The 23,335-nt window shown below is 72.2% G+C and carries 23 protein-coding genes; 9 read left to right on the top strand and 14 right to left on the bottom strand.

Going from position 1 to position 23,335, the window contains the following annotated elements; genetic code table 11:
- Positions 1 to 45 precede the first annotated feature (45 nt).
- On the top strand, positions 46 to 1,398 hold the full coding sequence (locus AC4H2S_RS05260) for an ABC1 kinase family protein (RefSeq protein WP_491495916.1): 1,353 nt from the start codon (positions 46 to 48) through the stop codon (positions 1,396 to 1,398).
- 12 nt (positions 1,399 to 1,410) lie between these two features.
- Here the strand turns inward: AC4H2S_RS05260 and AC4H2S_RS05255 are convergent, their stop codons facing one another.
- From AC4H2S_RS05255 to AC4H2S_RS05245, 3 genes are read right to left on the bottom strand one after another with little or no spacing between them, the layout of a single operon-like run.
- Complete coding sequence (locus AC4H2S_RS05255; RefSeq protein ID WP_491495915.1) at positions 1,411 to 3,408, bottom strand: VWA domain-containing protein; 1,998 nt, start codon at positions 3,406 to 3,408, stop codon at positions 1,411 to 1,413.
- Positions 3,405 to 3,950: a GNAT family N-acetyltransferase gene (locus tag AC4H2S_RS05250; RefSeq protein WP_491495914.1), complete on the bottom strand. Its 546-nt coding sequence runs from the start codon at positions 3,948 to 3,950 to the stop codon at positions 3,405 to 3,407. The genes AC4H2S_RS05255 and AC4H2S_RS05250 overlap by 4 nt, the downstream gene beginning before the upstream one ends.
- Positions 3,943 to 5,352: a sigma 54-interacting transcriptional regulator gene (locus AC4H2S_RS05245; protein WP_491495913.1), complete on the bottom strand. Its 1,410-nt coding sequence runs from the start codon at positions 5,350 to 5,352 to the stop codon at positions 3,943 to 3,945. Before AC4H2S_RS05245 ends, AC4H2S_RS05250 begins: the two co-directional genes overlap by 8 nt.
- Positions 5,353 to 5,467: 115 nt before the next feature.
- Between AC4H2S_RS05245 and AC4H2S_RS05240 the strand changes: the two genes are divergently transcribed.
- The 4 genes from AC4H2S_RS05240 to AC4H2S_RS05225 all read left to right on the top strand — a co-directional run bounded on the left by AC4H2S_RS05240 (position 5,468) and on the right by AC4H2S_RS05225 (position 8,844).
- A complete protein-coding gene (locus AC4H2S_RS05240) occupies positions 5,468 to 5,731 on the top strand; it encodes a hypothetical protein (RefSeq protein ID WP_491495912.1) in 264 nt (87 codons plus the stop codon).
- 49 nt (positions 5,732 to 5,780) lie between these two features.
- A complete protein-coding gene (locus tag AC4H2S_RS05235) occupies positions 5,781 to 6,713 on the top strand; it encodes an SPFH domain-containing protein (RefSeq protein WP_491495911.1) in 933 nt (310 codons plus the stop codon).
- Positions 6,714 to 6,786: 73 nt separating this feature from the next.
- Positions 6,787 to 7,227 carry a pyridoxamine 5'-phosphate oxidase family protein gene (locus tag AC4H2S_RS05230; protein ID WP_491495910.1) on the top strand — a complete coding sequence of 147 codons (441 nt, stop codon included), beginning with the start codon at positions 6,787 to 6,789 and terminating at the stop codon, positions 7,225 to 7,227.
- Positions 7,228 to 7,260: 33 nt separating this feature from the next.
- Positions 7,261 to 8,844: a GAF domain-containing sensor histidine kinase gene (locus AC4H2S_RS05225; RefSeq protein ID WP_491495909.1), complete on the top strand. Its 1,584-nt coding sequence runs from the start codon at positions 7,261 to 7,263 to the stop codon at positions 8,842 to 8,844.
- A gap of 59 nt (positions 8,845 to 8,903) precedes the next feature.
- Here the strand turns inward: AC4H2S_RS05225 and AC4H2S_RS05220 are convergent, their stop codons facing one another.
- Both AC4H2S_RS05220 and AC4H2S_RS05215 read right to left on the bottom strand, forming a co-directional pair.
- Complete coding sequence (locus AC4H2S_RS05220) at positions 8,904 to 9,497, bottom strand: hypothetical protein (RefSeq protein WP_491495908.1); 594 nt, start codon at positions 9,495 to 9,497, stop codon at positions 8,904 to 8,906.
- 129 nt (positions 9,498 to 9,626) lie between these two features.
- Positions 9,627 to 10,277: a response regulator gene (locus AC4H2S_RS05215; RefSeq protein ID WP_491495907.1), complete on the bottom strand. Its 651-nt coding sequence runs from the start codon at positions 10,275 to 10,277 to the stop codon at positions 9,627 to 9,629.
- A gap of 318 nt (positions 10,278 to 10,595) precedes the next feature.
- Between AC4H2S_RS05215 and AC4H2S_RS05210 the strand changes: the two genes are divergently transcribed.
- Together AC4H2S_RS05210 and AC4H2S_RS05205 are read left to right on the top strand one after the other, a co-directional pair.
- Positions 10,596 to 13,322: a beta-glucosidase gene (locus AC4H2S_RS05210; protein ID WP_491495906.1), complete on the top strand. Its 2,727-nt coding sequence runs from the start codon at positions 10,596 to 10,598 to the stop codon at positions 13,320 to 13,322.
- Between the two features lie 39 nt (positions 13,323 to 13,361).
- Entirely contained in the window at positions 13,362 to 14,816 is a 1,455-nt protein-coding gene (locus tag AC4H2S_RS05205) for a NosD domain-containing protein (RefSeq protein ID WP_491496740.1), read from the top strand.
- Here AC4H2S_RS05205 and AC4H2S_RS05200 read toward each other — a convergent pair.
- The 3 genes from AC4H2S_RS05200 to abmR form a co-directional block, all read right to left on the bottom strand.
- On the bottom strand, positions 14,802 to 15,314 hold the full coding sequence (locus AC4H2S_RS05200; RefSeq protein WP_491495905.1) for a GNAT family N-acetyltransferase: 513 nt from the start codon (positions 15,312 to 15,314) through the stop codon (positions 14,802 to 14,804). The two genes, AC4H2S_RS05205 and AC4H2S_RS05200, sit on opposite strands and share 15 nt — an antisense overlap.
- A 2-nt stretch (positions 15,315 to 15,316) precedes the next feature.
- Complete coding sequence (locus tag AC4H2S_RS05195) at positions 15,317 to 15,853, bottom strand: DinB family protein (protein ID WP_491495904.1); 537 nt, start codon at positions 15,851 to 15,853, stop codon at positions 15,317 to 15,319.
- Positions 15,854 to 15,934: 81 nt separating this feature from the next.
- Positions 15,935 to 16,477, bottom strand: coding sequence for an ATP-binding transcription factor AbmR (gene abmR, locus AC4H2S_RS05190; RefSeq protein WP_491495903.1), 543 nt, complete (start codon positions 16,475 to 16,477; stop codon positions 15,935 to 15,937).
- Between the two features lie 50 nt (positions 16,478 to 16,527).
- Between abmR and AC4H2S_RS05185 the strand changes: the two genes are divergently transcribed.
- A complete protein-coding gene (locus AC4H2S_RS05185; RefSeq protein WP_491495902.1) occupies positions 16,528 to 16,899 on the top strand; it encodes a YchJ family protein in 372 nt (123 codons plus the stop codon).
- Here the strand turns inward: AC4H2S_RS05185 and AC4H2S_RS05180 are convergent.
- The 5 genes from AC4H2S_RS05180 to AC4H2S_RS05160 are packed head-to-tail and all read right to left on the bottom strand — an operon-like array spanning position 16,889 to position 21,232.
- Positions 16,889 to 17,518, bottom strand: a complete 630-nt coding sequence (locus AC4H2S_RS05180) for a YigZ family protein (RefSeq protein ID WP_491495901.1) — start codon at positions 17,516 to 17,518, stop codon at positions 16,889 to 16,891. The genes AC4H2S_RS05185 and AC4H2S_RS05180 overlap by 11 nt on opposite strands.
- Positions 17,515 to 18,585: a YihY/virulence factor BrkB family protein gene (locus AC4H2S_RS05175; RefSeq protein WP_491495900.1), complete on the bottom strand. Its 1,071-nt coding sequence runs from the start codon at positions 18,583 to 18,585 to the stop codon at positions 17,515 to 17,517. The genes AC4H2S_RS05180 and AC4H2S_RS05175 overlap by 4 nt, the downstream gene beginning before the upstream one ends.
- A gap of 36 nt (positions 18,586 to 18,621) precedes the next feature.
- The gene (locus tag AC4H2S_RS05170; protein WP_491495899.1) at positions 18,622 to 19,401 is read right to left on the bottom strand and encodes a TSUP family transporter; all 780 of its coding nucleotides are present in this window, start codon (positions 19,399 to 19,401) and stop codon (positions 18,622 to 18,624) included.
- Positions 19,402 to 19,415: 14 nt separating this feature from the next.
- Positions 19,416 to 19,844, bottom strand: coding sequence for a hypothetical protein (locus tag AC4H2S_RS05165; protein WP_491495898.1), 429 nt, complete (start codon positions 19,842 to 19,844; stop codon positions 19,416 to 19,418).
- On the bottom strand, positions 19,841 to 21,232 hold the full coding sequence (locus tag AC4H2S_RS05160) for a cystathionine beta-synthase (RefSeq protein WP_491495897.1): 1,392 nt from the start codon (positions 21,230 to 21,232) through the stop codon (positions 19,841 to 19,843). Before AC4H2S_RS05160 ends, AC4H2S_RS05165 begins: the two co-directional genes overlap by 4 nt.
- Before the next feature lie 61 nt (positions 21,233 to 21,293).
- On the opposite strand from AC4H2S_RS05160, the gene AC4H2S_RS05155 reads away from it, so the two are divergent.
- A complete protein-coding gene (locus AC4H2S_RS05155) occupies positions 21,294 to 22,361 on the top strand; it encodes an SGNH/GDSL hydrolase family protein (RefSeq protein ID WP_491495896.1) in 1,068 nt (355 codons plus the stop codon).
- A gap of 96 nt (positions 22,362 to 22,457) precedes the next feature.
- Here the strand turns inward: AC4H2S_RS05155 and AC4H2S_RS05150 are convergent, their stop codons facing one another.
- Positions 22,458 to 23,318, bottom strand: coding sequence for a Bax inhibitor-1/YccA family protein (locus tag AC4H2S_RS05150; protein WP_491495895.1), 861 nt, complete (start codon positions 23,316 to 23,318; stop codon positions 22,458 to 22,460).
- Positions 23,319 to 23,335: the final 17 nt, after the last annotated feature.

Raw genomic sequence — 23,335 nt, 5'->3', positions numbered from 1 at the left:
CAGGTCACGGCTCAACGCGATTGCGCGGGCGGGGACAATGGGGGAATGACCGACCTCCCCCGCAAGGCCGCCGCCCGCACGGCCCGCCTCGCCGCGCTCCCCCTCGGGTATGCCGGCCGCCAGGCGATGGGGCTGGGCAAGCGGCTGGGGGGCAGGCCGGCCGACGCCGTCCTCACCGAGGTGCAGCAGCGCACGGCCGAGCAGCTGTTCCGGACGCTGGGCGAGCTCAAGGGCGGCGCGATGAAGTTCGGCCAGGCACTCAGCGTGCTCGAGTCGGCCCTGCCCGAGGACGTCGCCGCGCCCTATCGCGAGCACCTGACCGCGCTCCAGGACTCCGCTCCCCCGATGCCCACCTCGACCGTGCGCGAGCAGCTCACCACCAACCTCGGCCCCGACTGGCGCGAGCGCCTGGTGTGGCTCGACGGCGCGCCGACGGCAGCAGCCTCGATCGGGCAGGTGCACCGCGGCACCTGGCGTGACGACCCGGACGACGCCGACGACGAGGTCGACGTCGCGGTCAAGGTGCAGTACCCCGGCGCCGGGGAGGCGCTGATGTCCGACCTGCGTCAGATCGCCCGCGTGGCGCGCGGCGTCGCGCCCGTCTTCCCCGGCATCGACGTCAAGCCGCTGGTGGCCGAGCTGCAGGAGCGGGCCGCCGACGAGCTCGACTACGAGCTCGAGGCGCAGGCGCAGGCGGCCTACGCCGACGCGTTCGCCGACGATCCCGACATCGTGGTGCCCGACGTGGTGGCCGTCGGCACCGAGGTGCTGGTCACCGAGTGGCTCGACTCCGCCCACTCCCTGGCCCACGTGATCCGCGAGGGCACCCAGGAGGAGCGCGACCACTACGGCGAGCTCTTCGTCCGCTTCCTCTTCGAGGGCCCGCGGCGCACCGGCATGCTGCACGCCGACCCGCACCCGGGCAACTTCCGCGTGGTCCCGGCGCCCGACGGCGGCCTCGGCAGGCTCGGCGTCCTCGACTTCGGCGCCGTCGCCCGCCTGCCCCAGGGCCAGCTGCCCGAGGCGATGGGCCGGCTCATCCGCATCGCGCTCGACTCCGACGAGGAGTCGCTGGTCGCCGGGCTGCGCGAGGAGGGGTTCATCAAGGACGGGATCGACGTCGACCCGGCGATGCTGCTCGACTACCTCGCGCCGTTCGTCGAGCCCGCGGCGCAGGAGCGCTTCGCCTTCACCCGCGAGTGGATGCGCGAGCAGTTCGAGCGGATCAACGACCCCAGGGCCGAGACGTTCTCGCTGGCCACCAAGCTCAACCTGCCGACGTCCTACCTCCTCATCCACCGCACGTGGCTCGGCGCGCTCGGCCTGCTCAGCCAGCTCGGCGCCACCGCGCCCTTCCGCGAGATCCTCGAGGAGTCGCTGCCGGGCTTCGCCGACTGACGCCGGCCTGGCTCAGACCCAGAACCCCCGCCCGCCGCCGTACCAGTCGCCGAACTGCTCGCGGTAGGACGACCCGGGAGCCCGCGAGCCGAGGTAGGACCCGACCACCGCGGCGCCGAGGTCGTCGAGCTCGGGGCTCACCATCCGGCCGTCGACGCGGCGCGCCATCGAGTCGATGAAGCGCGCCAGTCCCGGGTCCTCGCCGAGGCGGAAGAACGTCACCTGCGCGCCCAGCCGGGCGGCGGCGTCGAGCTCGCGCACCGAGTGGGCGATCGTGAGCGGGTGCGGCGGGTAGGAGAACCACACCTCGCCGTCGGGCTCGAGGTGGGCGGTCGGCTCGCCGTCGGTGACCACCAGCAGCACCGGCTGGGCGTTGGGGTGCTTGCGGAAGAACCGGTTGGCGAGCAGCAGCCCGTGGTGGAGGTTGGTGCCCTTGTCCCAGCGTGCGTCGAGGGCGGTGAGCTCCTCGATCTCCATCACCTGGGCGTGGCGACCGAAGGCGATCAGCTGGAGGTCGTCGCCGCGGAAGCGGGAGCGTACGAGCTGGTGCAGCGCCAGCGCCGTGCGCTTCATCGGCACCCACCGGCCGTCCATCGCCATCGAGAACGACGTGTCGACCAGCAGCGCGACCGCCGCCTGGGTGCGCGCCTCGGTCTCGACCACCTCGATGTCGTCGACCCGGATCCGCACGGGCGAGGAGCCGCCGTCGCGCAGCACCGCGTTGGTGATGGTGCGCGGCACGTCCCACGGCTCGGTGTCGCCGAACTCCCAGCGCCGCGTCCCGCCCGACGGCTCGCCCGCCAGGCCCGTCGTCCGCGTCTCGCGGGCGCCGCTGCGCCCGCTCATCCGCTCGGCCACGTCGCGCAGCAACGCCTTGCCGAGCTGGCGCATCGCCTTGGGCGAGAGCCGCAGCTCGCCGTCGGAGCCGCGCTTGAGGTAGCCGCTGTCGCGCAGGGCCCGCTCGAGCTCCTGCAGGGTCTTGGCAGCGACCGCCGCGTCGGGGCCGAGCTGCTGGGCCAGCGCGTCGAGGTCGACGTCGTCCATCCGGGCACCGTGGTGCGACTGGGCGAGCTGGTCGGCGAGCGCGTCGAGCTGGGCGAGGTCCTGCAGGGCGCCCGTGCCGTCGCCGAGGCCCATCCCCTGCTCCCCCTCGAAGCTCTCCGAGCCCGACCAGTCCTCGCCGGGGCGCAGCGCCTGGAGGTTGGCGTCCATCCGCGCCAGCTGCTCCATCAGCTGCGGCGAGCCGAAGGCCTGCTGCGAGAGCTCCATCAGCTCCTGGCGCTGCTCGGGCGTCATCGAGTTGAGCATCCGCTGCGCCGCCGCGGCGCGCTGGGCGAGGGAGTCGAGCAGCGCGTCCATGTCCTGGGGGTCGTCGGGGAAGAAGTCGCCGTGCTTGTCCATGAAGTCGCGGAACTCGTCGTCGGTGACGCCGCCCGCGGCGTGCTTCTCGAGCAGGTCGTTGAGGTCGGACAGCATCTCGTTGACCGCCGCCCGGTCCTCCTCGGTGGCGCCCTCGAGCGCCTGCTTCATGCCCGCGAAGCGCTGGTCGAGCAGCTCGCGGCCGAGCAGGTCCTTGATCTCCTCGTACGCCTCGCGCGCCTCCGTCGACTGCCAGTCGTAGGACGACAGCTCGCTCACCGCCGCCGGCGTGGAGGTGGGGAGGTTGTCGAGCAGGACCTCGCGGAAGGCGCGGTCGCCGTCGTCCATGGTGATGTCGCGCGCCAGCTGGCCCCGCTCGGCGAGCACCGCCCGGTCCAGCAGCTCGCGCACCTCGCGCATCGTGCCGTCGAGGTCGTTGCGCTGCAGGATCTCGCGCCGGCGCTCGGCCACCCGCCGGGCGAGCTCGTCGAGCCCGGCCTGGTCGGTGCCGCCGCGGCGCAGGAACTCCCGCATCGCGCGCTCCGGCGAGTAGCCGGCCATCACGTCCTGGCCGATGGCGTCGAGCGCCTCGGCCAGGTCGACCGGCGGGGCGAGCGGGTCGCCGCCGTCGTACTTGCGGAAGCGGCTCATCGCTGCCCGTCCCCCAGCTGCTTGCGCAGCCACACGTCGTCGGGCCAGTCACGGTCGGTGACCCGCTCGACCTCGACGAAGCCGTGCGCGCGGTAGAAGTCGTAGGCCTGCTGGTTGCCGTCGACGACCTCGAGCCACAGCACGTCGCCCTCGACCACCGCCTCGACCTCGGCCAGCAGGCGGCTGCCGATGCCGCTGCCCTGGTGGTCGGGGTGCACGTAGAGCTTCCACATCACCTCGCGGTCGCCGGTGACGTGGGGGAACTCCCGGTGCGACTGCGAGAGCCGGCCGAAGCTGGCCATCGCGACGACCTGGCCGTCGACCTCGGCGACGAGGTGCGCGTTGCGCGCCAGCGACCGCTCGAAGACCTCCGGGACCCACCACTCGTCGAGCATCCGCTGGGCGTACGCCGCGTCGATCGGGCCGTAGGTCGGCGGCACCACCGCCTCGCCGAGGGCGCGGAAGGCCGGGATGTCGGCCGTCGTGCCGGGGCGCAGCGTGATGACGCCGTCACCCCGCGCGTGGCCGGCCGCCTCACCCATAGACGGTCTCCCCGGCCTCGGTGTCCTTGCCGATCTTGCGCGCGAGGTAGAGGCCCTCCAGCGCCAGCTCGATCGCGGCGGCACGCTCACCGTCGTTGGTGGCCTCCAGCCGGTCACAGACCGCGTCGTAGAGGTCGGACTCCCCCAGCACCGGGAGGCCGGCGAGGAAGTCGCGGGCGCCCACCCGGGCGCCGGTGCTGACCATGGCGCCCTCCTCGATGGCCTCGACCAGCAGCCGCAGGTCGATGCCGGCGAGGTGGGCGCGCACCGTCTCGGCGACGGCGGTGCGGAGCAGGTGGGTGAGGATCTCGGTCTCCCGGCCCTCCTCGCCGGTCTCGAACTCGATCTTGCCGCCGAGCACGTCGACGGCGGTCTCGAGGTCGACGACGCGGGCGACGGCCTCGTCCTCGCCCTGCGTGGTGGCGCGGTGCAGGGCGGCCGCGGCGATGGTCTCGGCGCCGGCGATCGCGAAGCGGGCGCTCACGCCCGAGCGCTGGTCCACCGACTGCGAGTCGCGCAGGTGGCGGGTGAACCGCGCCAGCACCTCCAGGAGGTAGGGCGGCACCTGGGCGACCAGGTCGGCCTCCTGCTCGATGACCGCGATCTCCTCCTCCACCTGCCGCGGGTAGTGGGTGCGGATCTCGGCGCCGAAGCGGTCCTTGAGCGGGGTGATGATGCGACCCCGGTTGGTGTAGTCCTCGGGGTTGGCGCTGGCGACCACGAGCACGTCGAGCGGCAGCCGCAGCACGTAGCCGCGGATCTGGATGTCGCGCTCCTCCATCACGTTGAGCATCGCGACCTGGATCCGCTCGGCGAGGTCGGGCAGCTCGTTGATCGCCACGATGCCGCGGTGGCTGCGCGGGATCAGGCCGAAGTGGATCGTCTCCGGGTCGCCGAGGTGGCGCCCCTCGGCGACCTTCATCGGGTCGACGTCGCCGATCAGGTCGGCGACCGACGTGTCCGGCGTCGCCAGCTTCTCGGCGTACCTCTCGTCGCGGTGCCGCCACGAGATGCGCAGGTCGTCGCCGTACGTCGCGACCGCCTGCTGGGAGGTCACCGTGACCGGCTCGTAGGGGTGCTCGCCCAGCTCGGAGCCGGAGATCACCGGGGTCCACTCGTCGAGCAGCGACACCAGCGAGCGCAGCAGCCGGGTCTTGCCCTGGCCCCGCTCGCCGAGCAGCACGATGTCGTGGCCCGCGAGCAGCGCCCGCTCGACCTGCGGGATCACGGTGTCGTCGAAGCCGTGCAGCCCCGGCCACGGGTCCTCTCCGGCACGCAGCCGCGCGAGCAGGTTGTCGCGCAGCTCCTGCCGCAGCGGCTTGAGCTGGTGGCCGCTCTCGCGGAGCTGGCCGAGGGTGCTGGGCTCGGGGTGGGGGTGGTGGTGCTGGGTCGCTTCCGTCACTCCTCCACGCTAGACCGGCCCGTCAACGTCGAGTGCGCTCGAAGACGCCGGGAAGAAGCTCCCTGACCGGCGCGTGCCGAGGGTCGAACCGGTCGCGACAGGGCAGGATGCCGCCATGCCCGCGGTCACGCTGCTCGTCCTGCTGCTGGTCGTCGTGGCCGTGCCGGTGGCCTACTGGCTCGGTCGTACGTCGGCGCCGCCCGCCGTTCCGCCCACCGCCGATCCGGCCGAGCTCGCCGAGCGCGACGCCTTCATCGAGCAGCTGCGCGAGCTCGCCTGGCAGCACCGCGACGTCTCCCCCGAGCTGTCCACCATCGTCATCGACGAGATCGCCCAGCGGCACCGCAAGGGCCGCGGCCTGTCCGGCCCGGACGTCTGAGCCCACTCCCGGCCCACCTACCGACCACCCACCGCACCCAAGGACCGCCATGCCCTCCATCGCCCCCGTCTCCCAGCGTGCCGGACGCGCCGGCAAGGTCCTGCTGGGCCTCGGGCTCGTCGTCGCCGTCGTGCTCGCGGTGCTCGTCGTCGTGCGGCCGACCACCGTCTCGACCGGCCCCGACCAGGTGGCCCTGCACTACAGCGACGGCGCCTTCACCCCCCGCCGGTTCAAGGACTGCGTGGAGAGCTCGCAGCGGGCCTGGCACGGACCGGGCGACAAGCACTACGCCTACCCGTCCTCGCAGCGCAACTACGTCTTCGGCGAGCAGGGCGACCGCGCTCCGGTGACGTTCGTGAGCAAGGACGGCATCGAGATGTCGGTCGACGGCGTCGCCGCGTTCCTGCTCAACACCGACTGCCGCACGCTTCAGAAGTTCCACGACCTCATCGGCAACCGCTACGCCGCCTACATGGACTCCGCCGACGGCAACGGCTCAGCCGGCTGGCTGTCGATGCTCAGCGTCTACATCAGCCGACCCCTGGAGACCGCGATCGACCGCGCCAGCCAGAACTACACCTACACCGAGCTCTACACCGACCCCAACGTCAAGGCTCAGTGGGAGCAGGACGTCCTCGAGCAGATGCCCGACCTCGTCGGGCGCCAGATCGACGGCGACGAGGAGTTCTTCACCAACTTCGCCATCACCCTGCAGAAGCCGGTCCCGCCGGAGTCGGTGAAGGCAGCCCTGGTCGCCCAGCAGGAGGCGGTCGCGCGGGCGAAGGCGAAGGAGGCGGAGGCCGCGGCACAGGTGAAGGCGGCGCAGGCGCAGGTGGAGGTCGAGCGCGCCGAGGCGGCGAAGATCGCCGAGCGGATCAAGGTGCTCGGCCGCGAGGGCTACCTGCGGCAGTACGCGATCGACAAGGGCCTCAACCCCTACCAGCCGACGACCGGTGCCCTCATCACCAACTCCGGACCCTGACGCGCGGGACCTTCGGCCCTGCTGACGACCGCGCCGTCCGGCGAGGCTGGGAGGCAAGCTGAAGGAGGCCCCCATGCACACCACGCACGACCTGTCCCGTGAGGACTGCACGCGCCTGCTCACCGCCGGTGTCGCCGGCCGGGTCGCCATCACGACACCGACGGGACCGCACATCGTCCCGGTCAACTACGCCGTCGACGACGACTCGATCCTCATCCGCACCACGGCCTACAGCCTTCTCGGCACCTACGGTCGCGACGCGCAGCTGTGCTTCGAGGTCGACCAGTTCGACTACGAGCTCAAGCGCGGCTGGAGCGTGGTGGTGCGCGGGCGCGGCAGGTTCGTGGACGACCAGGACGAGCTCGCGGAGATCGCCCGGTCGTGGCAGCCGCGTCCGTGGGCCACGGGGCAGCGCAACCTGATCGTCCGCATCCCGTGGACCGAGGTGAGCGGCCGCCAGCTCGGCGACGGGTGGGACCCGTGGCAGCACCTGCCCGTACGCCGCCTGGCCTGACGGCGCCCCGCGCCTGACGGCACACTGGTGCGCGTGACCCCCACCCCGCCACCACCCCCCGACCTCGGTGCCGACGCCCGCTCGCTGCTCGAGGCCGTGACCGCCATCTCCAGCGACCTCGACCTCACGAGCGTGCTGACCCGGATCGTCGAGGCCGCGACGGCGCTGACCGGCGCCCGCTACGGCGCGCTCGGCGTCCTCGGCAGCGACGGCGAGCTCGTCGAGTTCATCACCACCGGCATCGACGACCCGACGCGCGCCCTGATCGGCGAGCTGCCGCGCGGGCGCGGCATCCTGGGCGTCATCATCGAGGACCCCTCGGGCCTGCGGCTGGCCGACCTGAGCGCCCACGACGCGTCCGTCGGCTTCCCGCCCAACCACCCGCCGATGACGACGTTCCTCGGCATGCCGCTGCGCATCCGGGGCACCGTCTTCGGCAACCTCTACCTCACCGAGAAGACCGGCGGCGGGCCCTTCACCGAGGCCGACGAGAGGATGGTCGAGGAGCTCGCCCGCACCGCTGGCTACGTCATCAGCAACGCGCGCTCGTTCGCGATCAGCGAGCGGCGGCGCCAGTGGCTGGAGGCCTCCGCCGAGCTCGCCGAGCTCCTGCAGCCGCCCGTCGACCTCGACGCCGTGCTGCCCCAGATCGTCTCCACCGCTCGTCAGGTGTCCCGGGCCCGGGCGGTGGCGCTGCTGTCCTCCCTCGACCCCGAGCGCGACTCGGTGAGCCTCACGCCCGACGCCACGGCCGACGCCGGCCGGGTCGCCGACCTGCTGGCTGCGGCGCGCAAGGTCGTCGAGCCCGGCAGCGGCGCCGCCGTCGTGACGACCGACGCCGACGGCGTACCCCTCGTCGTGGTGCCGCTGCGCTCCCACCTGGCGCCGGTCAGCGCGCTGGTCGCCGTCGCCGACCCCGGCTCGGCCCTGCTTGACGTGCAGGAGCGCGACCTCTTCGCCGGCTTCGCCGACCAGCTGGCGCTGTCGCTCGACCGCACCCAGGCGCTCGCCGACCGTCAGGAGCTCGCGCTGATCTCCGACCGCGAGCGGATCGCCCGCGACCTGCACGACATCGTGATCCAGCGGCTCTTCGCGACCGGCCTGCAGCTGCAGGGCATCGCCGCGATGACCGGTGGCAGCGCGATCGCCGAGCGGCTGGACAAGTCGGTGGCCGACCTCGACGACACGATCAAGGCGATCCGCGGCACGATCTTCGAGCTCCAGGACCGCCGGGGCGACTCGCTGCGCGCCGCGATCCGCAAGCTCGTCAAGGAGTACGTCCCGGTGCTGGGCTTCACCCCGGTGGTCCGCACGTCCGGACCGGTCGACACGGCCGTCCCGGCGGAGATCGGCTCCCAGCTCGTCGCCGTGCTCCGCGAGGCGGTCTCCAACGTCGCCCGGCACGCCCTGGCCGATGCCGCCGAGGTCGACGTGGTCGTCGCCGGGGACCGCCTCGAGCTGCGGGTGGCCGACGACGGCGTGGGCCTGCCGGACGAGGTCTCCGAGAGCGGCCTGCGCAACGCACGCCGCCGCGCGGCCGACCTCGGGGGGACGCTGGAGATCTCGCAGGTGGGCGAGCGCGGGACGCTGCTCGTGTGGCGCGTGCCGCTGTCCTGAGCCCCGGACGCGTGGGGACCCGGCGCCGGGTGGGCGCCGGGTCCGTGAGGGGACTGGTGTCAGCGGAGGACGGGGAACCTGCGGACCAGGCTGGTGTTGCTCCACCAGCGGCCCAAGCCCCAGGTGGCGCCGGCCGCGCCGAGGGCGAGGACGACCATCACGATGACGCCGATGAGGTGGTCGTCGACGACCGGGTTGTTCTCCAGGGGCAGCGACGCGGCGTACATGAAGGCGTACATCAGGGCGCCGGCGGCGGTGCCGATGCGCATCGCGACCCCGAACAGCAGGCTCACCCCGATGCCGAGCAGGCCGGCCATGAAGAGCCAGTCGACCCAGGCGTGTCCGGCCAGGGAGGTGAAGAAGCCGTGGAAGGGGTTGTCGGCGGGCACGGCGAAGGAGAGGAATCCCTCGGTGGGGCTGGCGCCGTTGATCCAGGCTGCGGGACCGAAGCGGTCGAGGTTGCCTGCCTGGTCGTAGCCGGTGTGGAAGCCCAGGGCGAAGGTCTTGTCCAGGAACGCCCACAGGAACGTCACTCCGAAGGCGATCCGCAAGACGGCGAGGGCGCGGGCGAAGCCCGGGCGGGCGACCTCCTCGGTCTCGGAGGTGGTGACGCCCTCGGTGCTGATGTGGTGCTGGCGGTGGATGACGCTCATCGTCATCTCCTCCTCGGTTCCAGGTGCCGGATGTCTTCCGGTACCCCTACTGTCCGCCGACCGGTGGGGTCGCGTTGAGAGGAGGACGTCCGTGATGCGGCGGGACCAAGGTCCCTGCGTCGTGGGACCTCAGTGCGCCGTCCCGCCGAGGAGCTTCGAGGCCAGCACGGCGGCCTGCGTACGACGCTCGAGGCCGAGCTTGGCGAGGATGCTGGAGACGTAGTTCTTCACCGTCTTCTCAGCGAGGAACATCTGCTCGGCGATCTGCCGGTTGGTCAGGCCCTCGGCGATGTGGCCGAGCAGGATGCGCTCCTGGTCGGTCAGCGAGCTCAGCTCGTCGGGGGTCCCGGGTCCCTTGCGGATCCGCTCCAGCACGGTCGCGGTCATGGCCGGGTCGATGAGGGACCGGCCGGACGCGACGTGGCGCACCGCGGTGACCAGGTCGGAGCTGCGGATCTCCTTGAGGACGTAGCCGGACGCGCCGGCCATGATCGCCGCGAACAGCGCCTCGTCGTCGTCGTAGGAGGTGAGGATGAGGGCATTGATCGACGGATCGATCGCACGCACGGCCCGGCACACCTCGATGCCCGACCCGTCGGGCAGCCGGGCGTCGAGCACGGCGACGTCGGGCCGCAGGGCGGGGATCCGCGCCGTCGCCTCGGTCGCGGTCGCGGACTGACCCACGACGACGATGTCCTCCTGCTGCTCGAGGAGGAACTTCAGACCCTCGCGGACGACGTCGTGGTCGTCGAGGAGGAAGACGCGGATCGGCTCGGACATGGGCACATTCCACCAGACGCGGGTGCGGATGACGGCGGACGCACCCCACGTCACGGCAAACGGACGGGGTACGGAGTCGTCGGCACGGTGCACACACGCCCCAGCGCCAGCCCTGGACAAAGGTTGAGCGGGGCAATGGCGGGGCAGCGTCCACCTGCGTCCTCTCGACCCCGTTCTGGCGAGTTTCGGCGCGGTGTGGTCGAGTCACCGGCGCTCGCGAACGGACGCCTCCGGAGGCCGGTACGCCGTCCTTGTTGTCGCTGCAGACGAGGCGCATGCTGAATGACTCACGTCACACCGATGAATGGGACGTAGCTCATGAAGAAATCACTCATCAGCGCGCTTTCCGCGCTCGCCCTCGTGGTCGTGACCAGCGGGGCCACCGTCGGCATCCAGAAGCCGGCTGCCGGACAGGCGGAGCTCCCCTGGATGAACACCGCGCTCTCGCCGACGGAGCGCACCGAGCTGCTGCTGGACGCGATGACGCTCGACCAGAAGCTCCAGCAGATCTTCAACCAGCCCTTCTACAACGACGACCTCGACGACGGCGTCCCGGACAACGGCGAGGGCTGCGACTTCACCCAGATCGGCCGCCACATCGAGGGCATCCCGGAGCTGGCGATCCCCGACTTCCGGATGGCCAACGGTGGCACCGGCATCCGGGGCGGCGACTGCCTCCCGGAGCCGACCGCGACGGCACTGCCCGCCCAGATCTCCTCAGCGGCGACGTTCAGCCGACCCCTCGGAGACCGTTGGGGCCGGGTGCTCGACCTGGAGCTGCGCGCGTGGGCCCACCAGGTGCTGTGGGGTCCGGTCCTGAACCTGATCCGCACGCCCTACGGAGGGCGCAACAACGAGTTCTTCAGCGAGGACCCCTACCTGACCGGCGTGCTCGCGTCGAAGATCATCAGCGGCATCCAGGCGCGCGGGGTGAGCCAGGCGACGGCCAAGCACTTCGTCGCCAACGACTCCGAGTTCCAGTTCGAGCGGTGGACCGCGGCGATCCGGGTCCCGTCACGGGCGATGCACGAGCTCTACCTGCTGCCGTTCGAGATGGCCGTCAAGGACGCCAAGGTCGCGTCCGTCATGTGCGCCTACGGCTACGTCAACTTCAGCTACAACTGCGAGAGCGCGCCGCTGCTGCGCCAGACCCTGCGAGACGACTGGGGCTTCGACGGCTACGTCTTCTCCGACCGGCGGGCCCAGCAGAGCACCGTGCCGTCGATCCTCGCCGGCACCGACGTCGAGGTCGACGAGGCGCCCGAGTGGTACGCCCCCGACCTGGTCAGGGCCGCCATCGCAGCCGGCCAGGTCACCGAGGCCGACATCGACGACATGCTGCGCGAGCGCTACATCAAGATGTTCCAGTTCGGCGACTTCGACGACCCCGCCACCTCCTTCGGCTGGGACCAGCTCCAGGACGAGCTCGCCCAGGGCGGTCCGCACGCCCAGGTCGCCGAGGACGCGGCTGCGGAGAGCCTGGTGCTCCTGCGCAACGCGCGCAAGCAGCTGCCGCTCGACGCCAAGGCGATCGACTCGGTGGCGCTGATCGGCCCGCGGTGGTTCGCCGGCGAGGCGACGCTGCCGCCACGCAGCGGCGACCGGACGCGCAACGTCTCCGTCATCGCCCCGTACGAGGTCACTCCCAAGCAGGGCCTGGAGAACACGCTGCGCAGCCTCGGCGCCGAGGACGCCACGGTGACCTACAACAACGCCAACAACATCGGCAACGCCATCGCCCTGGCCCAGAGGTCCGACGTGACCATCCTGATGGTCGGCGACGTCGCCCGCGAGACGTGGGACAAGAACAGCAACTACCAGGACGAGAACCCGGGCGGCAACGTCTCGGGTGCCGGCAACGAGATCCCCGACCTGGACCTGCCCACGGTGCAGGGCACCAACCAGCAGGAGCTGATCCCCCGCATGCTCGACGCGGTCCCCGACACGGTCATGGTGCTGAAGACCCAGGGTCAGGTGAACATGCCCTGGATCGACAAGGTCGACACCCTGGTGGAGGCGTGGTACCCCGGCCAGGAGGACGGCAACGTCGTGGCCGACGCGCTCTTCGGGGTCACCAACTTCTCCGGCAAGCTCCCGGTGACCTTCGGGCGGACCGACCGCGAGGCGGCCTACCAGACCAAGGAGCAGTACCCGGGCTACCAGGAGGACACGGGAGTCGACGGCGGCATCGGTCGCGACCCGATCCCCGGTGCGCCGCAGCGGGTGGTCCGCTACACCGAGGGGCTCAAGATGGGCTACCGGTGGTACCAGGCGACCGGCACCCAGCCGCTGTTCCCCTTCGGCTACGGGTTGTCCTACACGACCTTCGGCTACAGCAACCTCGACGTGGCCAAGATCCGCCAGGACCGGCGTACGACCGGCCTGAGGGTCAGCTACACCGTGACCAACACCGGCCGCGTCGCCGGCAAGGAGGCCTCGCAGGTCTACCTGAGGCTGCCACGTGACGCCCACGAGAACTTCAACCGCCTCGTCGGGTTCGAGAAGGTCAGCCTCGCCCCCGGGGAGAGCAACCGCGTCTCGGTGGTCCTGGACGCCAAGGCGTCCAACCACCCGTTCTCCTACTTCGCGCCCGAGGACCCCGACGACCTCAAGCTGTGGGCGGACGGCGAGTGGAGGACGCCGGACGGAGACTTCACGGTCTTTGTCGGCGGGTCGTCCGAGGACCTCCCGCTGCGACAGACGATCGACCTCCGCGACCTGGCCACCGGACCCACGAGCAAGACACCCTCGCGGATCAAGAAGCCGACCGTGCGCCCGAAGCGGGTGACGACGAAGACCCGCGCCCGCATCACGTTCGCGGTCGTCTCGGGCGGACTGCCCGCCGCCGGCAAGGTCCGCGTCAGGCAGGGCGGGGGCGTGATCGGACGCGCCACCCTCGACCGACGCGGAATCGCGAAGGTGAGGATCTCGCGGCTCAAGGCCGGCAAGCGCAAGGTCAAGCTCATCTACCTCGGGTCCGAGGTCTCGCAGCGAGCCACCAGGACCCTGGTGATCCGGGTGAAGAAGGCCAAGAGGAGGAGGTAGGCGAGGAGCGGGCGAGGAGCTCGGACCCGGCGCGTGCCGATGCGTCGCCGGTGCGGGACCGTCCTGGGGCTGCTCGCGCTCACCCTGAGCGCCTGCACCGGTGACGCTCCCGCACCCCCGCGCTCGACGCCCGAGACGACCACCGGCTCCCCGACCGGCCCCCGGGCCGGGCTGGTCGCCGCCGACGGGACGCCCGTCGAGGTGCCGGTGCCGGACCCGCCGACCGGAGCGTCGTACGACGTCACCGAGCTGGGGGCCGACCCGGAGCCGGGCACCCGTGACGACGCCCCGGCCATCCGGGAGGCGTTGGCCACGGCGGGGGCGGGCGACGAGGTCGTCCTCCCGGCCGGGGTCTACGACCTGCGTTCGACCGCCCCCGACGACGCGGAGGCCAACCTGCTGCTCCCCGACGGCGTACGGCTGCGCGGGGCCGGGCGGGGCGCCACCGTGCTCCGCACGTCGCTCGACGGGGAGGACGACAGCGCCGTCGTACGTGCGATGGGCGTGCACGACGCCGCCCTCGCGGCTCTCACCATCAGCTCCGAGCACGCCGGCGAGCTCGGCACCGACCCCGACGACGAGGGGCCGGGGGGTGGGCCCATGTATGGCGTGCAGATCGGTGACGGCAGCCGGCGGATCCTGGTCGAGGACGTCTCCGTGGAGCTGTTCCAGCGTCACGGCATCACGCTCAAGGCCAGCCGCGAGGTGACGGTGACCGGCTGCCGGGTCGCCGACGCCACCAGCGTCGGCCCGGGCGGGTCGGGCTACGGCATCGCCGTGGAGGGCATGGCCGACCAGCGCGATCCCGACGCCGCCGACGACTCCCGGCACAACGTGGTCGTGGACAACCACCTGGACGGCACGCACCTGCGCCACGGCATCCTGCTGCAGTTCCCCACGCACCACAACCTGATCGCGGGCAACACCATCGACGGGGGCGTGCTGGACGCGATCGACCTGCACGGTGAGGGCGAGTACCTCAACGAGATCCGCGACAACACGGTCACCGACGTCGGCGCTGCCGCCGTGGCACTGGGCAACTCCGGAGGCGAGCAGCACCGGCACGACGCGAGCGGTGAGGGCAACTGGATCCACGACAACCGGCTGGTGGGCAACGTCCAGGGGGTGCTCGTCATCCTCGGCACCCCCGACACCCTCGTCGAGGACAACGACATCGTGGGCAGCCGCGGCTCCGCCGTGGGCATCGAGCTGCGCAACGCGCCCGGGACGGTCGTGCGCGACAACACCGTCGCCGGGGGCGACGACGACTTCTGGGCGATCCGGGTGACCGAGGACGAGGGCACCGACGGCCGGGGCGCCGGCGTCGCCACCGACGTGCTGATCGCCGGCAACCGGCTCACCGGCCCGGCGAACGGCATCGACGTCGAGGCGGGACGCGCGATCGAGGTCACCGGCAACTCGATCGACGTCGACGGCACCCCGGTGCGGGTCTCCCCGGACGCGGAGGTCCGCGGCGTGTCAGGGACGCGATGACACGTGGGGCCGGGCCAGGTCGAGGTACATCACGTGGAGGCCGACCCTGCCGTGGCGGGCGCTGTCGAAGGCACGCGGCACCGTGCCCACGACCTCGAAGCCGAGCTGCTGCCACAGGCGCACGGCGGCCGCGTTGGTCTCGACGACCGCGTTGAACTGGATGCCGGCGAAGCCCTGCCCGCGGTGCCAGGCCACCATGTCGTCGGCGAGCCGCCGCCCGACGCCGCGGCCGCGGGCCGCCGCGTCCACCATGAAGGACGCGGTGCCGACGTGCGCGCCGCGCCCCGGCCGGTTGGGGCCCATCTTGGCGGAGCCGAGCACGCGGCCGCCCTCCTCGAGGACGGTCACCCGGCTGCCGTCGAACCACCAACCGCGCGCCTGTTCGGAGGTCGCACCGAGCGGGTAGGCGTAGGTCTCGCCGGCCTCGACGACCTCGCGCCAGATCGGCCAGATGGCGGGCCAGTCGGCCTCGGTGGCATCGCGGATGCCCGTCGCCACGCTCATACGTCGGTGGCGCCGTCGATCGACTGGCGGATCAGGTCGGCGTGGCCCGCGTGCCGGGCGTACTCCTCGACCATGTGCACGAGTACCCAGCGGATGGTGGCGGTCTCGCCCCTCTCCGGCGGACGGGGGCGCGCGACGCGCCGGCCGATGTCGGGGTCGGTCGCCAGCGCGGCGTCGAGGCAGGCGTCGGAACGCTGGATGGCCGCGGCGAGCAGGCCGTCGAGCTCGGCGTGGGTCTGCCCGGCGGCGCTGTGCCAGTCCCAGTCGGGGTCGTCGCCCCACGGGGCGGCGTCCCACGGAGGAGCCGGCTCGTTGGCCGCGAGGTGGTAGGACAGCCACCAGTCCTCGACGTAGGCCAGGTGCTTGAGCATCCCGCCCAGGGTGAGGTCACTCGGCGCCAGCGGCTGGTCGAGCTGGGCGTCGGTGAGCCCGCTGGCCTGCAGCCGGACGGTCGCGCGGAAGTGGTCGAGGAAGGACCGCAGCATCGTGGTCTCGTCGGCGTTGAAGGGCGGGTCGGGCCGCTCGATCGTCATGGCAGGTGACGCTAGCGGTTCGACGCGCGGACATCGCACCGGTTTTCGTGCGGCGACCCCGCTGCGGGAGCGGGGCGGCGCTCAGAGCTCCGGGCCCTCGCCGCGCAGCTTGTCGACCTCGGCCATGGCGTCGCGCAGCTGCCCGAGCCACTCCTCGGCGTGCTCGCCGACGAGCCGCACCGACCACGCGAGCGCGTCGGACCGGGACCGGGCGACGCCGGCGTCGACGAGGGTGTCGAGCACGCGCCGCTCGGGCTGACGCAGCCGGGTCATCACCGGCGCGGCGACGTGGGTGAAGAGCGCCTCGGTGTCGCCGATCCGCACCCCCCACGACACCTTGCGCTGGTAGCGGGCCTGGGCCTCGCGCGCGATCTCGATGCGCTCGGCCTTGGTCTCGGCGCGGAAGCGGCCGATGCGGCCCTCCGCCTCGGCGCCGCTGAGGTCGTCGGCACCGGCCAGGGTGCCCACGACGAGGATCTCCTCACGGTCGACGGTGACGTCGACCGTGCTGAACCATGCCTCGGGCAGCCGCCCGTGGAACCACTCGGACGCGTCGGAGGCGTCCGGCAGGTCGGCGACCTGCCACCCGCCGCGGCGACCGCGGCGGCTCTCGTCTGTCTTCATGTATTACATGATTACACCGCAACGCAAACGGTGTCGATATCCTCGCGGGCGTGCTCTCCACCCCCTGCCCCTGCGGGTCCGGCGCCACCTACGACGCGTGCTGCGGCCCGCTGCTCGCCAACGTCGCGCAGGCCTCGACGCCGGAGCAGCTGATGCGCTCGCGCTACACCGCCTTCGTCACCGGCGACGCCGACCACCTCTTCCGCACCTGGCACCCGCGCACCCGCCCCGACGACGTGCGCCCCGACCCCGGCACGCGCTGGACCGGCCTGCGGATCGTGGCCGCCGAAGGCGACACCGTCGAGTTCGTCGCGACCTTCGAGGGCGGGCAGGTGCACGAAGTCAGCAGGTTCGAGCGCCGCGCCGGACGGTGGTGCTACGTCGACGGCGACGTGGAGCTGGGCGGGGACGTCACTCGCTGACGTCGACCCACCGCTCCCCCACCGCGACCGGGCGCAGCCGGCCACCGGTGGCCGCGGCCACGAGCTCGCCGAGGCGGTCGACCTCGGCGGGCGGGGCGGCCAGCAGCAGCCGCACCTGCGCGTCGTACGCCGCGTCGAGGACCGTGACGCCCCGCGAGCGCAGCTCCCCCTCGACCCGGCCCGCGTCGGCGTGGTCGAGGTCGAGTGCGAGCTCGGTCAGCAGCGAGCGGCGCAGCACCCCGGCCGCCGCCACCGCTCCCCGCACGGCGTCGCCGTAGGCCCGCACCAGGCCGCCCGCGCCGAGCAGCGTGCCCCCGAACCACCGGGTCACCACGGCCGCGACGTCGCTCAGCCCGGCCCCGCGGAGCACCTCGAGCATCGGGGCGCCCGCCGTGCCGGCCGGCTCGCCGTCGTCGGAGGAGCGCTGGACGGCGGCGTCGGGGCCGAGCACGAACGCCGAGCAGTGGTGCCGCGCGTCCCAGTGCTCGCGCCGCAGGGCGGCCACGAGGGCGCGCGCCTCGTCCTCGGTGGACACCCGGCTCAGCGTGCAGAGGAAGCGCGAGCCTCGGTCCTCCACGACGGCGGTCGCGTCGCGCGCGATCGTCAGGTAGGAGGTCACGCCGGGCGCTGCGACGGCTCGTCCGAGGTCTCGGGCGCCGGCTCCGGCGCCGGCTCAGGTCGGCTGTCGCGTGGGTCGTCCGGTGGACGCTCGGCGGGACCGGGCTTCCAGCGCACCACCACCTCCTCGAACCCCTTGTGCCGCTGCATGCCCGCGTAGAGGGCATAGGCCCTGCGGTCGGCATCGGTCAGCTCGACGTTGTCGGTGAACGGCGTGAGCAGGGCCCGCGGCCACAGCCGGCGCGAGAGCACCACGTTGATCTCGGTGGCCAGCACGGCCATCACCGCGCCGATCCACAGGAAGCCGATCAGGCCGAGGACGAGGCCGAACGTCTTGGTCATCGAGGTGGTGTTGACCAGCGTGCGGTCGACGTAGGCCGCGCCGCCGATCTGGAGCAGCTGCCACATCACCGCGAGGGTGAACCCTCCCGGCGCCGCCCGCCAGAACGAGTGCTGTCCGGTGGCGGCGAAGCGGAAGAGGTAGGTCAGCCCGGTGCCGACCACCAGCACCGTGATCACCGGGAGCAGCCCCTTCACCGCGCCGCCGATGACCTCGGTGAACAGGTCGGTGGTGCTGGCGACGGTCGACACGATCGTCACCGCGAGCAGCGAGAGGCCGGCCGTCAGGAGCAGCAGCAGCGTCTTGACCCGGGCGTAGAGCGGGTTGGGGCGGCTGTTGCGCGGCACCGACCAGGCGACGTGCTGGGTGTTCTGCAGCGCCTGGCCGAGCCCCATCGCGCCGTAGAGCGCGGCGAGCCCACCGACCACGACACCGGCGACGGAGCCCTGCAGCCCCTCGGGCCGGCCGAGCTCGTCGCCGATGATGGGGAACTGCGAGAGCGCCGAGTTGAGGATCGCCTCCTGCCACTGCGGCTCGTCGCGCAGGACCAGGCCGAGGATCGAGGTGCCGAGCAGCATCAGCGGGAAGATCGCGATGAAGGCGTAGTAGGTCAGCGCGGCGGCCAGGTAGGGACCCTGGTCGTCGAAGAACTTGTAGATCACCGCGATCGGGAAGCCCAGCACGGGATGCCGACGCTGGAACCCGTCGACTGCCGAGACCGCTCCCACCACATGGAGGCTACCGGGCGCACCCGCCCGATCCCGTCACCACCAGCCGAGCAGCTGCCCGCCGAGTCTCACGACGAACCCCGAGACCACGACGAGGAAGAACGCCCGGACGAAGCGCGCGCCCCGCGCCATCGCCAGCCGGGCACCGCAGTAGCCGCCGGTCACGTTGGCCGCGGCCATGACCAGCGCGAGGTCCCAGATGACCGCGTCCTGGGGGATGAAGACGGCCAGCGCGGCCAGGTTGGTCGCCCAGTTGGCGAGCTTGGCCTTGGCGGAGGCCTCGAGGAAGTTGTAGCCCAGCAGCCCGACCAGCGCGAACACCAGGAACGAGCCGGTGCCCGGGCCGATGGCGCCGTCGTAGAACCCGATGGTGAGGCCGGTCAGGGTGACGACGGTGAGGTGACCCCCGTGCTGGAAGCGCAGCCGGGTCAGCTCGCCGACGCTCGGCCGCATCAGCACATAGCCGCCCACGACCACCAGCACGACCAGGATGATCGGGTCGAAGGCGCTGCGCGGCAGCATCGAGGCCACCAGCGCCCCGCCCGCCGACCCGAGACCGGCGGCCAGCATCAGCGGCAGGAACGTGCGTGGGTCGGGGCGGATGCGCCGCACGTACGTCGCTGCGCTGATCGACGTGCCGCAGAACGACGCCAGCTTGTTGGTGGCCGCGATCTGCACCACGGACGCGCCCGGCAGGCCCACCAGCAGGGCGGGCAGCTGCACCAGGCCACCGCCGCCGACGACGGCGTCGACGAACCCGGCGACCAGCGACGCCAGCACCAGGAAGAGGATGACCTCGGCGGAGAGGTCACCCATGTCGAGCCCCCACGTCAGCTGGAGGTGGTGTCTCGGCTGAACTCCTGCACCACGACGGCGTCATAGTCGTTCGGCATGGTGGCGCTCAGGCCGGGGCAGACGAACTCCTGCGACTGGTCGGGCGCCATGGTGGCGGCCGAGCAGTTGAGGGTCGCGACCGGCGCCCCGTCGGCGGAGAACACCATCTCGAAGATCGCTGCCCGCTCCTCGTCCGAGGCGTTGGTGATCGTGCCCTTCACCTCGGGGGTGGTCACCTCCTCGGCGCCCGTCGAGCGCTTGACGCCCTGGAGCTTCCAGCCCTCCTCGACGCTGAAGCCGTTCCAGGTGAATGCCTCGCCGACCTCGACCTCGACCGGGTCGGTGCCGGTGTTGACGTCGTCGCCACACGCGGCCAGCCCACCGAGGCACGCGAGGGACAGCACGGTCGCGACGAGACGCCTCACGAGGCGGCCACGAAGGTGAGGAGGTCCTGGCGGGTCAGCACGCCGATGGGCTTGCCGTCCTCCTGCACCAGCACGGCGTCGGCGTGCTCGAGGAGCGTGACGGCGTCGGCGGCGGCCTCGGTCGAGCCGATGGTCGGCAGCGCCTCCGACATGTGGTCCTCGACCTGGTCGGTCAGCTTGGCGGTGCCGGTGAAGAGGGCGTCGAGGAGGGTGCGCTCGGAGACCGACCCCGCGACCTCGGCGGCCACGATCGGCGGCTCGGCGCGGACCACGGGCATCTGGCTGACGCCGTACTCCTGGAGGATGTGGACGGCCTCGGCGATCGTCTCCCCCGGGTGGGTGTGCACCAGGTCGGGCAGCTGGCCGGCCTTGCCGCGCAGCACCTCGCCGACGGTGCGGTGGTCGGCCTGTGCGCCGGTGGCGAAGCCGTACTGGCCGAGCCAGTCGTCGTTGAAGACCTTGGTGAGGTAGCCGCGGCCCGAGTCGGGCAGCAGCACGACGACCACGGCGTCGGTGCGCCCCTCGGCCGCCAGCTCGTGGGCGACCTGGCGGGCGGCGAAGGCCGCCATGCCGGCGGACCCGCCGACGAGCATGGCCTCCTCACGGGCCAGGCGCCGGGTGAAGGCGAACGAGTCGGCGTCGGAGACCTCGATGACGCGGTCGGCCACGCCCCGGTCGTAGGTCTCGGGCCAGAAGTCCTCGCCCACGCCCTCGACGAGGTAGGGGCGCCCGGTGCCGCCGGAGTAGACGGACCCGGCCGGATCGGCACCGATGACCTGGATGTCGGGGTTCTGCTCCTTGAGGTAGCGCCCCACCCCGCTGATCGTGCCGCCGGTGCCCATGCCGGTGACGAAGTGCGTGATCCGGCCGTCCGTCTGCTCCCAGATCTCCGGGCCGGTCGTCTCGTAGTGCGAGCGCGGGTTGTGGGGGTTGGAGTACTGGTCGGGCTTCCACGCGCCGGGCTGGGAGGCGAGGCGGTCGCTCACGTTGTAGTAGGAGTCGGGGTGCTCCGGCGCGACGGCGGTCGGGCAGACCACGACCTCGGCGCCGTAGGCCTTGAGCACGTTGCGCTTGTCCTCGCTGACCTTGTCGGGGCACACGAAGATGCAGTGGTAGCCCTTCTGCTGGGCCACCATCGCCAGCCCCACGCCGGTGTTGCCCGACGTCGGCTCGACGATCGTGCCGCCCGGCTCGAGCTCGCCCGACGCCTCGGCGGCCTCGATCATCCGCGACGCGATGCGGTCCTTCACCGACCCCCCCGGGTTGAGGTACTCCACCTTCGCGAGGACCAGCGGCGCGACCGCGTCCTCGGCGAGGTCGAGGGTCCGGCCGAGCCGGACGAGCGGGGTGTTGCCGATCAGGTCCAGGAGCGAGTTCACGTACTGCACGCGGCCAATCTAGCCCGCGGTTCGCCCGAAGCCGTCAACGCCGGTTGCGTAGCATCGGGGTGTGGGGGCAACAGGAGCAGCACGCAAGCTGGCATCGGCCGCCGCCCTGGGCGGTGGCGGGCTGTCCGTGCTCGGCGCCGGGCTCTACGGGGTGCTGGTCGCCGAGGCGAAGTTCGCGCGGAGGATCATCGGCAACGCGGACGACATCCCGCCCGACGCCACCGGCTGGTACGGCCGCGGCAGGCCCGGGCCGGCGATCCGGATCGCCCTGCTGGGCGACTCCAGCGCGGCCGGCTACGGCGTGGAGCGCGTCGAGGAGACGACGGGCGCCCACCTCGCCACCGGGGTCGCCGCCCAGGCCGACCGCCGGGTGCACCTGCGCTCCTTCGCCGTCGTCGGAGCACAGTCGAGCGCTCTCGCCGAGCAGGTCGACGCCGCCCTCGGCACCCACCCCGACCTCGCCGTCGTGCTGATCGGCGCCAACGACGTCACCCACAGGCTGCGGCCGTCGGCGTCGGTGCGACACCTGGCCGAGGGCGTACGCCGCCTGCGCGAGGCGGGCGTCGTGGTCGTGGTCGGCACCTGTCCCGACCTCGGCACCATCCGCCCGATCCCCCCGCCGCTCAAGCAGGTCGCCCGCGAGTGGTCGCGCCGCCTCGCGGCCGCCCAGACCATCACGGTCGTCGAGAACGGCGGCCGGTCGGTCTCGCTCGGCGACATCCTCGGCCCGGAGTTCGACGCCGCTCCCGCGGTGCTCTTCGGACCCGACCAGTTCCACCCCTCGGCCGACGGCTACGAGCAGCTCTCGTCCGTGCTGGTCCCCTCGTGCCTGGCCGCCCTGGACCTGCTGCCCGAGGACGAGGCGATGCCCGAGCCGCGGCGTCGCGAGGGCGTCCTCCCGGTCGCGGCCGCGGCCGTGCGCGCCGCGCGCACGCCCGGCACGGAGGTCGACGGCACCGAGGTCGGCGGCACCCAGCGAGGCCTGCGCGGCCGCTGGGTCGAGCTGCGCCACCGCCGGCGCCGCCCCTCCACCGACGCCGAGTCGCCGGGCGAGCACGAGGACGAGCACGAGGACAAGCACGCGGTGGCCGAGGTCTCCCCCGTCGGCACCCCAGCCGCCCAGGACTGAGCGACGGGCCCTACGACCTCCGGACGTGCCGCGGCCCGCCCGAGCTGAGCTCGGGCGGGCCGGCGGTGTGGTGCAGGTCGGTGCGGGTCGGACGCCTCAGTCGCCACGCAGGATCGCGAGGATCCGGAGCAGGTTGGTGTAGATCCAGACCAGGCTGACGGTCAGGCCGAAGGCCGCACGCCACGACTCGCGCTCGGGGAGGCCGGCGGCGACGCCGTTCTCCACGAAGTCGAAGTCGAGGATGAGCATGAAGACACCGAGGGTGAGGCCGACGATCGACATGACCAGGCCGAGGGTGCCGAAGCCGAAGAGGCCGGTCTGGACGCCGAAGAGGCTCAGCACCAGCGACAGCAGGCCGAGGCCGACCATGCCGAACATGCCCGCGATCACGAAGGTGCGGAACTTGGCGCCGACCTTGATGTCGAAGAACTTGTAGGCGGCCAGCGTGCCGATGAACGCGGCGAAGGTGCCGAGCACGGCCTGGGTGACGATGCCGTCACCGAACTGGGCGTCGAAGACCTTGCTGATCGCGCCGAGGGCGACACCCTCGGCGGCCGCGAACGCCAGCACCAGCGCAGGGCTGATCACGCGCTTGAAGCTGTTTACCAGCGACAGCAGGAACGCCACACCGGCGCCGAGCATCGACAGGGTCAGCGCCCGGCCGTAGGCCTCCTGGCTGACCGAGGTCATGTCGCCGATCCACCACCAGGTGAGGAACGCCGTCACGAAGACGAGGCCGACGGACATGGCGGTCTTCTGGACCACCGAGTCGACCGTCATCCGGCCCTGGTCGACCTGACCGGGCGCGCCGGTGCCCCACGTCGAGGGGTCGGTGCCCGCGTCGCCGTAGCCGGGGTAGGCGCCGCCTCCGCCGGCGTAGGTCTGGTTGCCGTAGGCGTTCGACGAGGAGCGGTTGAACTCCTCGGAACGGGCGAAAACTGGGTTGTTGCTTCTCATGGTCTCTCCTTGGAGGC

This window comes from Nocardioides sp. Z13_37 (assembly GCF_058355585.1).
Note: the sequence above shows the minus strand (reverse complement) of the source record. Positions and strands in the feature narration are given on the sequence as shown.

What these genes read in the sequence shown, in the direction of transcription:
- AC4H2S_RS05260 (WP_491495916.1), top strand. Translation starts at nt 46, where the DNA reads ATGACCGACCTCCCCCGCAAGGCCGCCGCCCGCACGGCCCGCCTCGCC.
- AC4H2S_RS05255 (WP_491495915.1), bottom strand. Translation starts at nt 3,408, where the DNA reads ATGAGCCGCTTCCGCAAGTACGACGGCGGCGACCCGCTCGCCCCGCCG.
- AC4H2S_RS05250 (WP_491495914.1), bottom strand. Translation starts at nt 3,950, where the DNA reads ATGGGTGAGGCGGCCGGCCACGCGCGGGGTGACGGCGTCATCACGCTG.
- AC4H2S_RS05240 (WP_491495912.1), top strand. Translation starts at nt 5,468, where the DNA reads ATGCCCGCGGTCACGCTGCTCGTCCTGCTGCTGGTCGTCGTGGCCGTG.
- AC4H2S_RS05235 (WP_491495911.1), top strand. Translation starts at nt 5,781, where the DNA reads ATGCCCTCCATCGCCCCCGTCTCCCAGCGTGCCGGACGCGCCGGCAAG.
- AC4H2S_RS05230 (WP_491495910.1), top strand. Translation starts at nt 6,787, where the DNA reads ATGCACACCACGCACGACCTGTCCCGTGAGGACTGCACGCGCCTGCTC.
- AC4H2S_RS05220 (WP_491495908.1), bottom strand. Translation starts at nt 9,497, where the DNA reads ATGAGCGTCATCCACCGCCAGCACCACATCAGCACCGAGGGCGTCACC.
- AC4H2S_RS05215 (WP_491495907.1), bottom strand. Translation starts at nt 10,277, where the DNA reads ATGTCCGAGCCGATCCGCGTCTTCCTCCTCGACGACCACGACGTCGTC.
- AC4H2S_RS05210 (WP_491495906.1), top strand. Translation starts at nt 10,596, where the DNA reads ATGAAGAAATCACTCATCAGCGCGCTTTCCGCGCTCGCCCTCGTGGTC.
- AC4H2S_RS05205 (WP_491496740.1), top strand. Translation starts at nt 13,362, where the DNA reads ATGCGTCGCCGGTGCGGGACCGTCCTGGGGCTGCTCGCGCTCACCCTG.
- AC4H2S_RS05195 (WP_491495904.1), bottom strand. Translation starts at nt 15,853, where the DNA reads ATGACGATCGAGCGGCCCGACCCGCCCTTCAACGCCGACGAGACCACG.
- abmR (WP_491495903.1), bottom strand. Translation starts at nt 16,477, where the DNA reads ATGAAGACAGACGAGAGCCGCCGCGGTCGCCGCGGCGGGTGGCAGGTC.
- AC4H2S_RS05170 (WP_491495899.1), bottom strand. Translation starts at nt 19,401, where the DNA reads ATGGGTGACCTCTCCGCCGAGGTCATCCTCTTCCTGGTGCTGGCGTCG.
- AC4H2S_RS05150 (WP_491495895.1), bottom strand. Translation starts at nt 23,318, where the DNA reads ATGAGAAGCAACAACCCAGTTTTCGCCCGTTCCGAGGAGTTCAACCGC.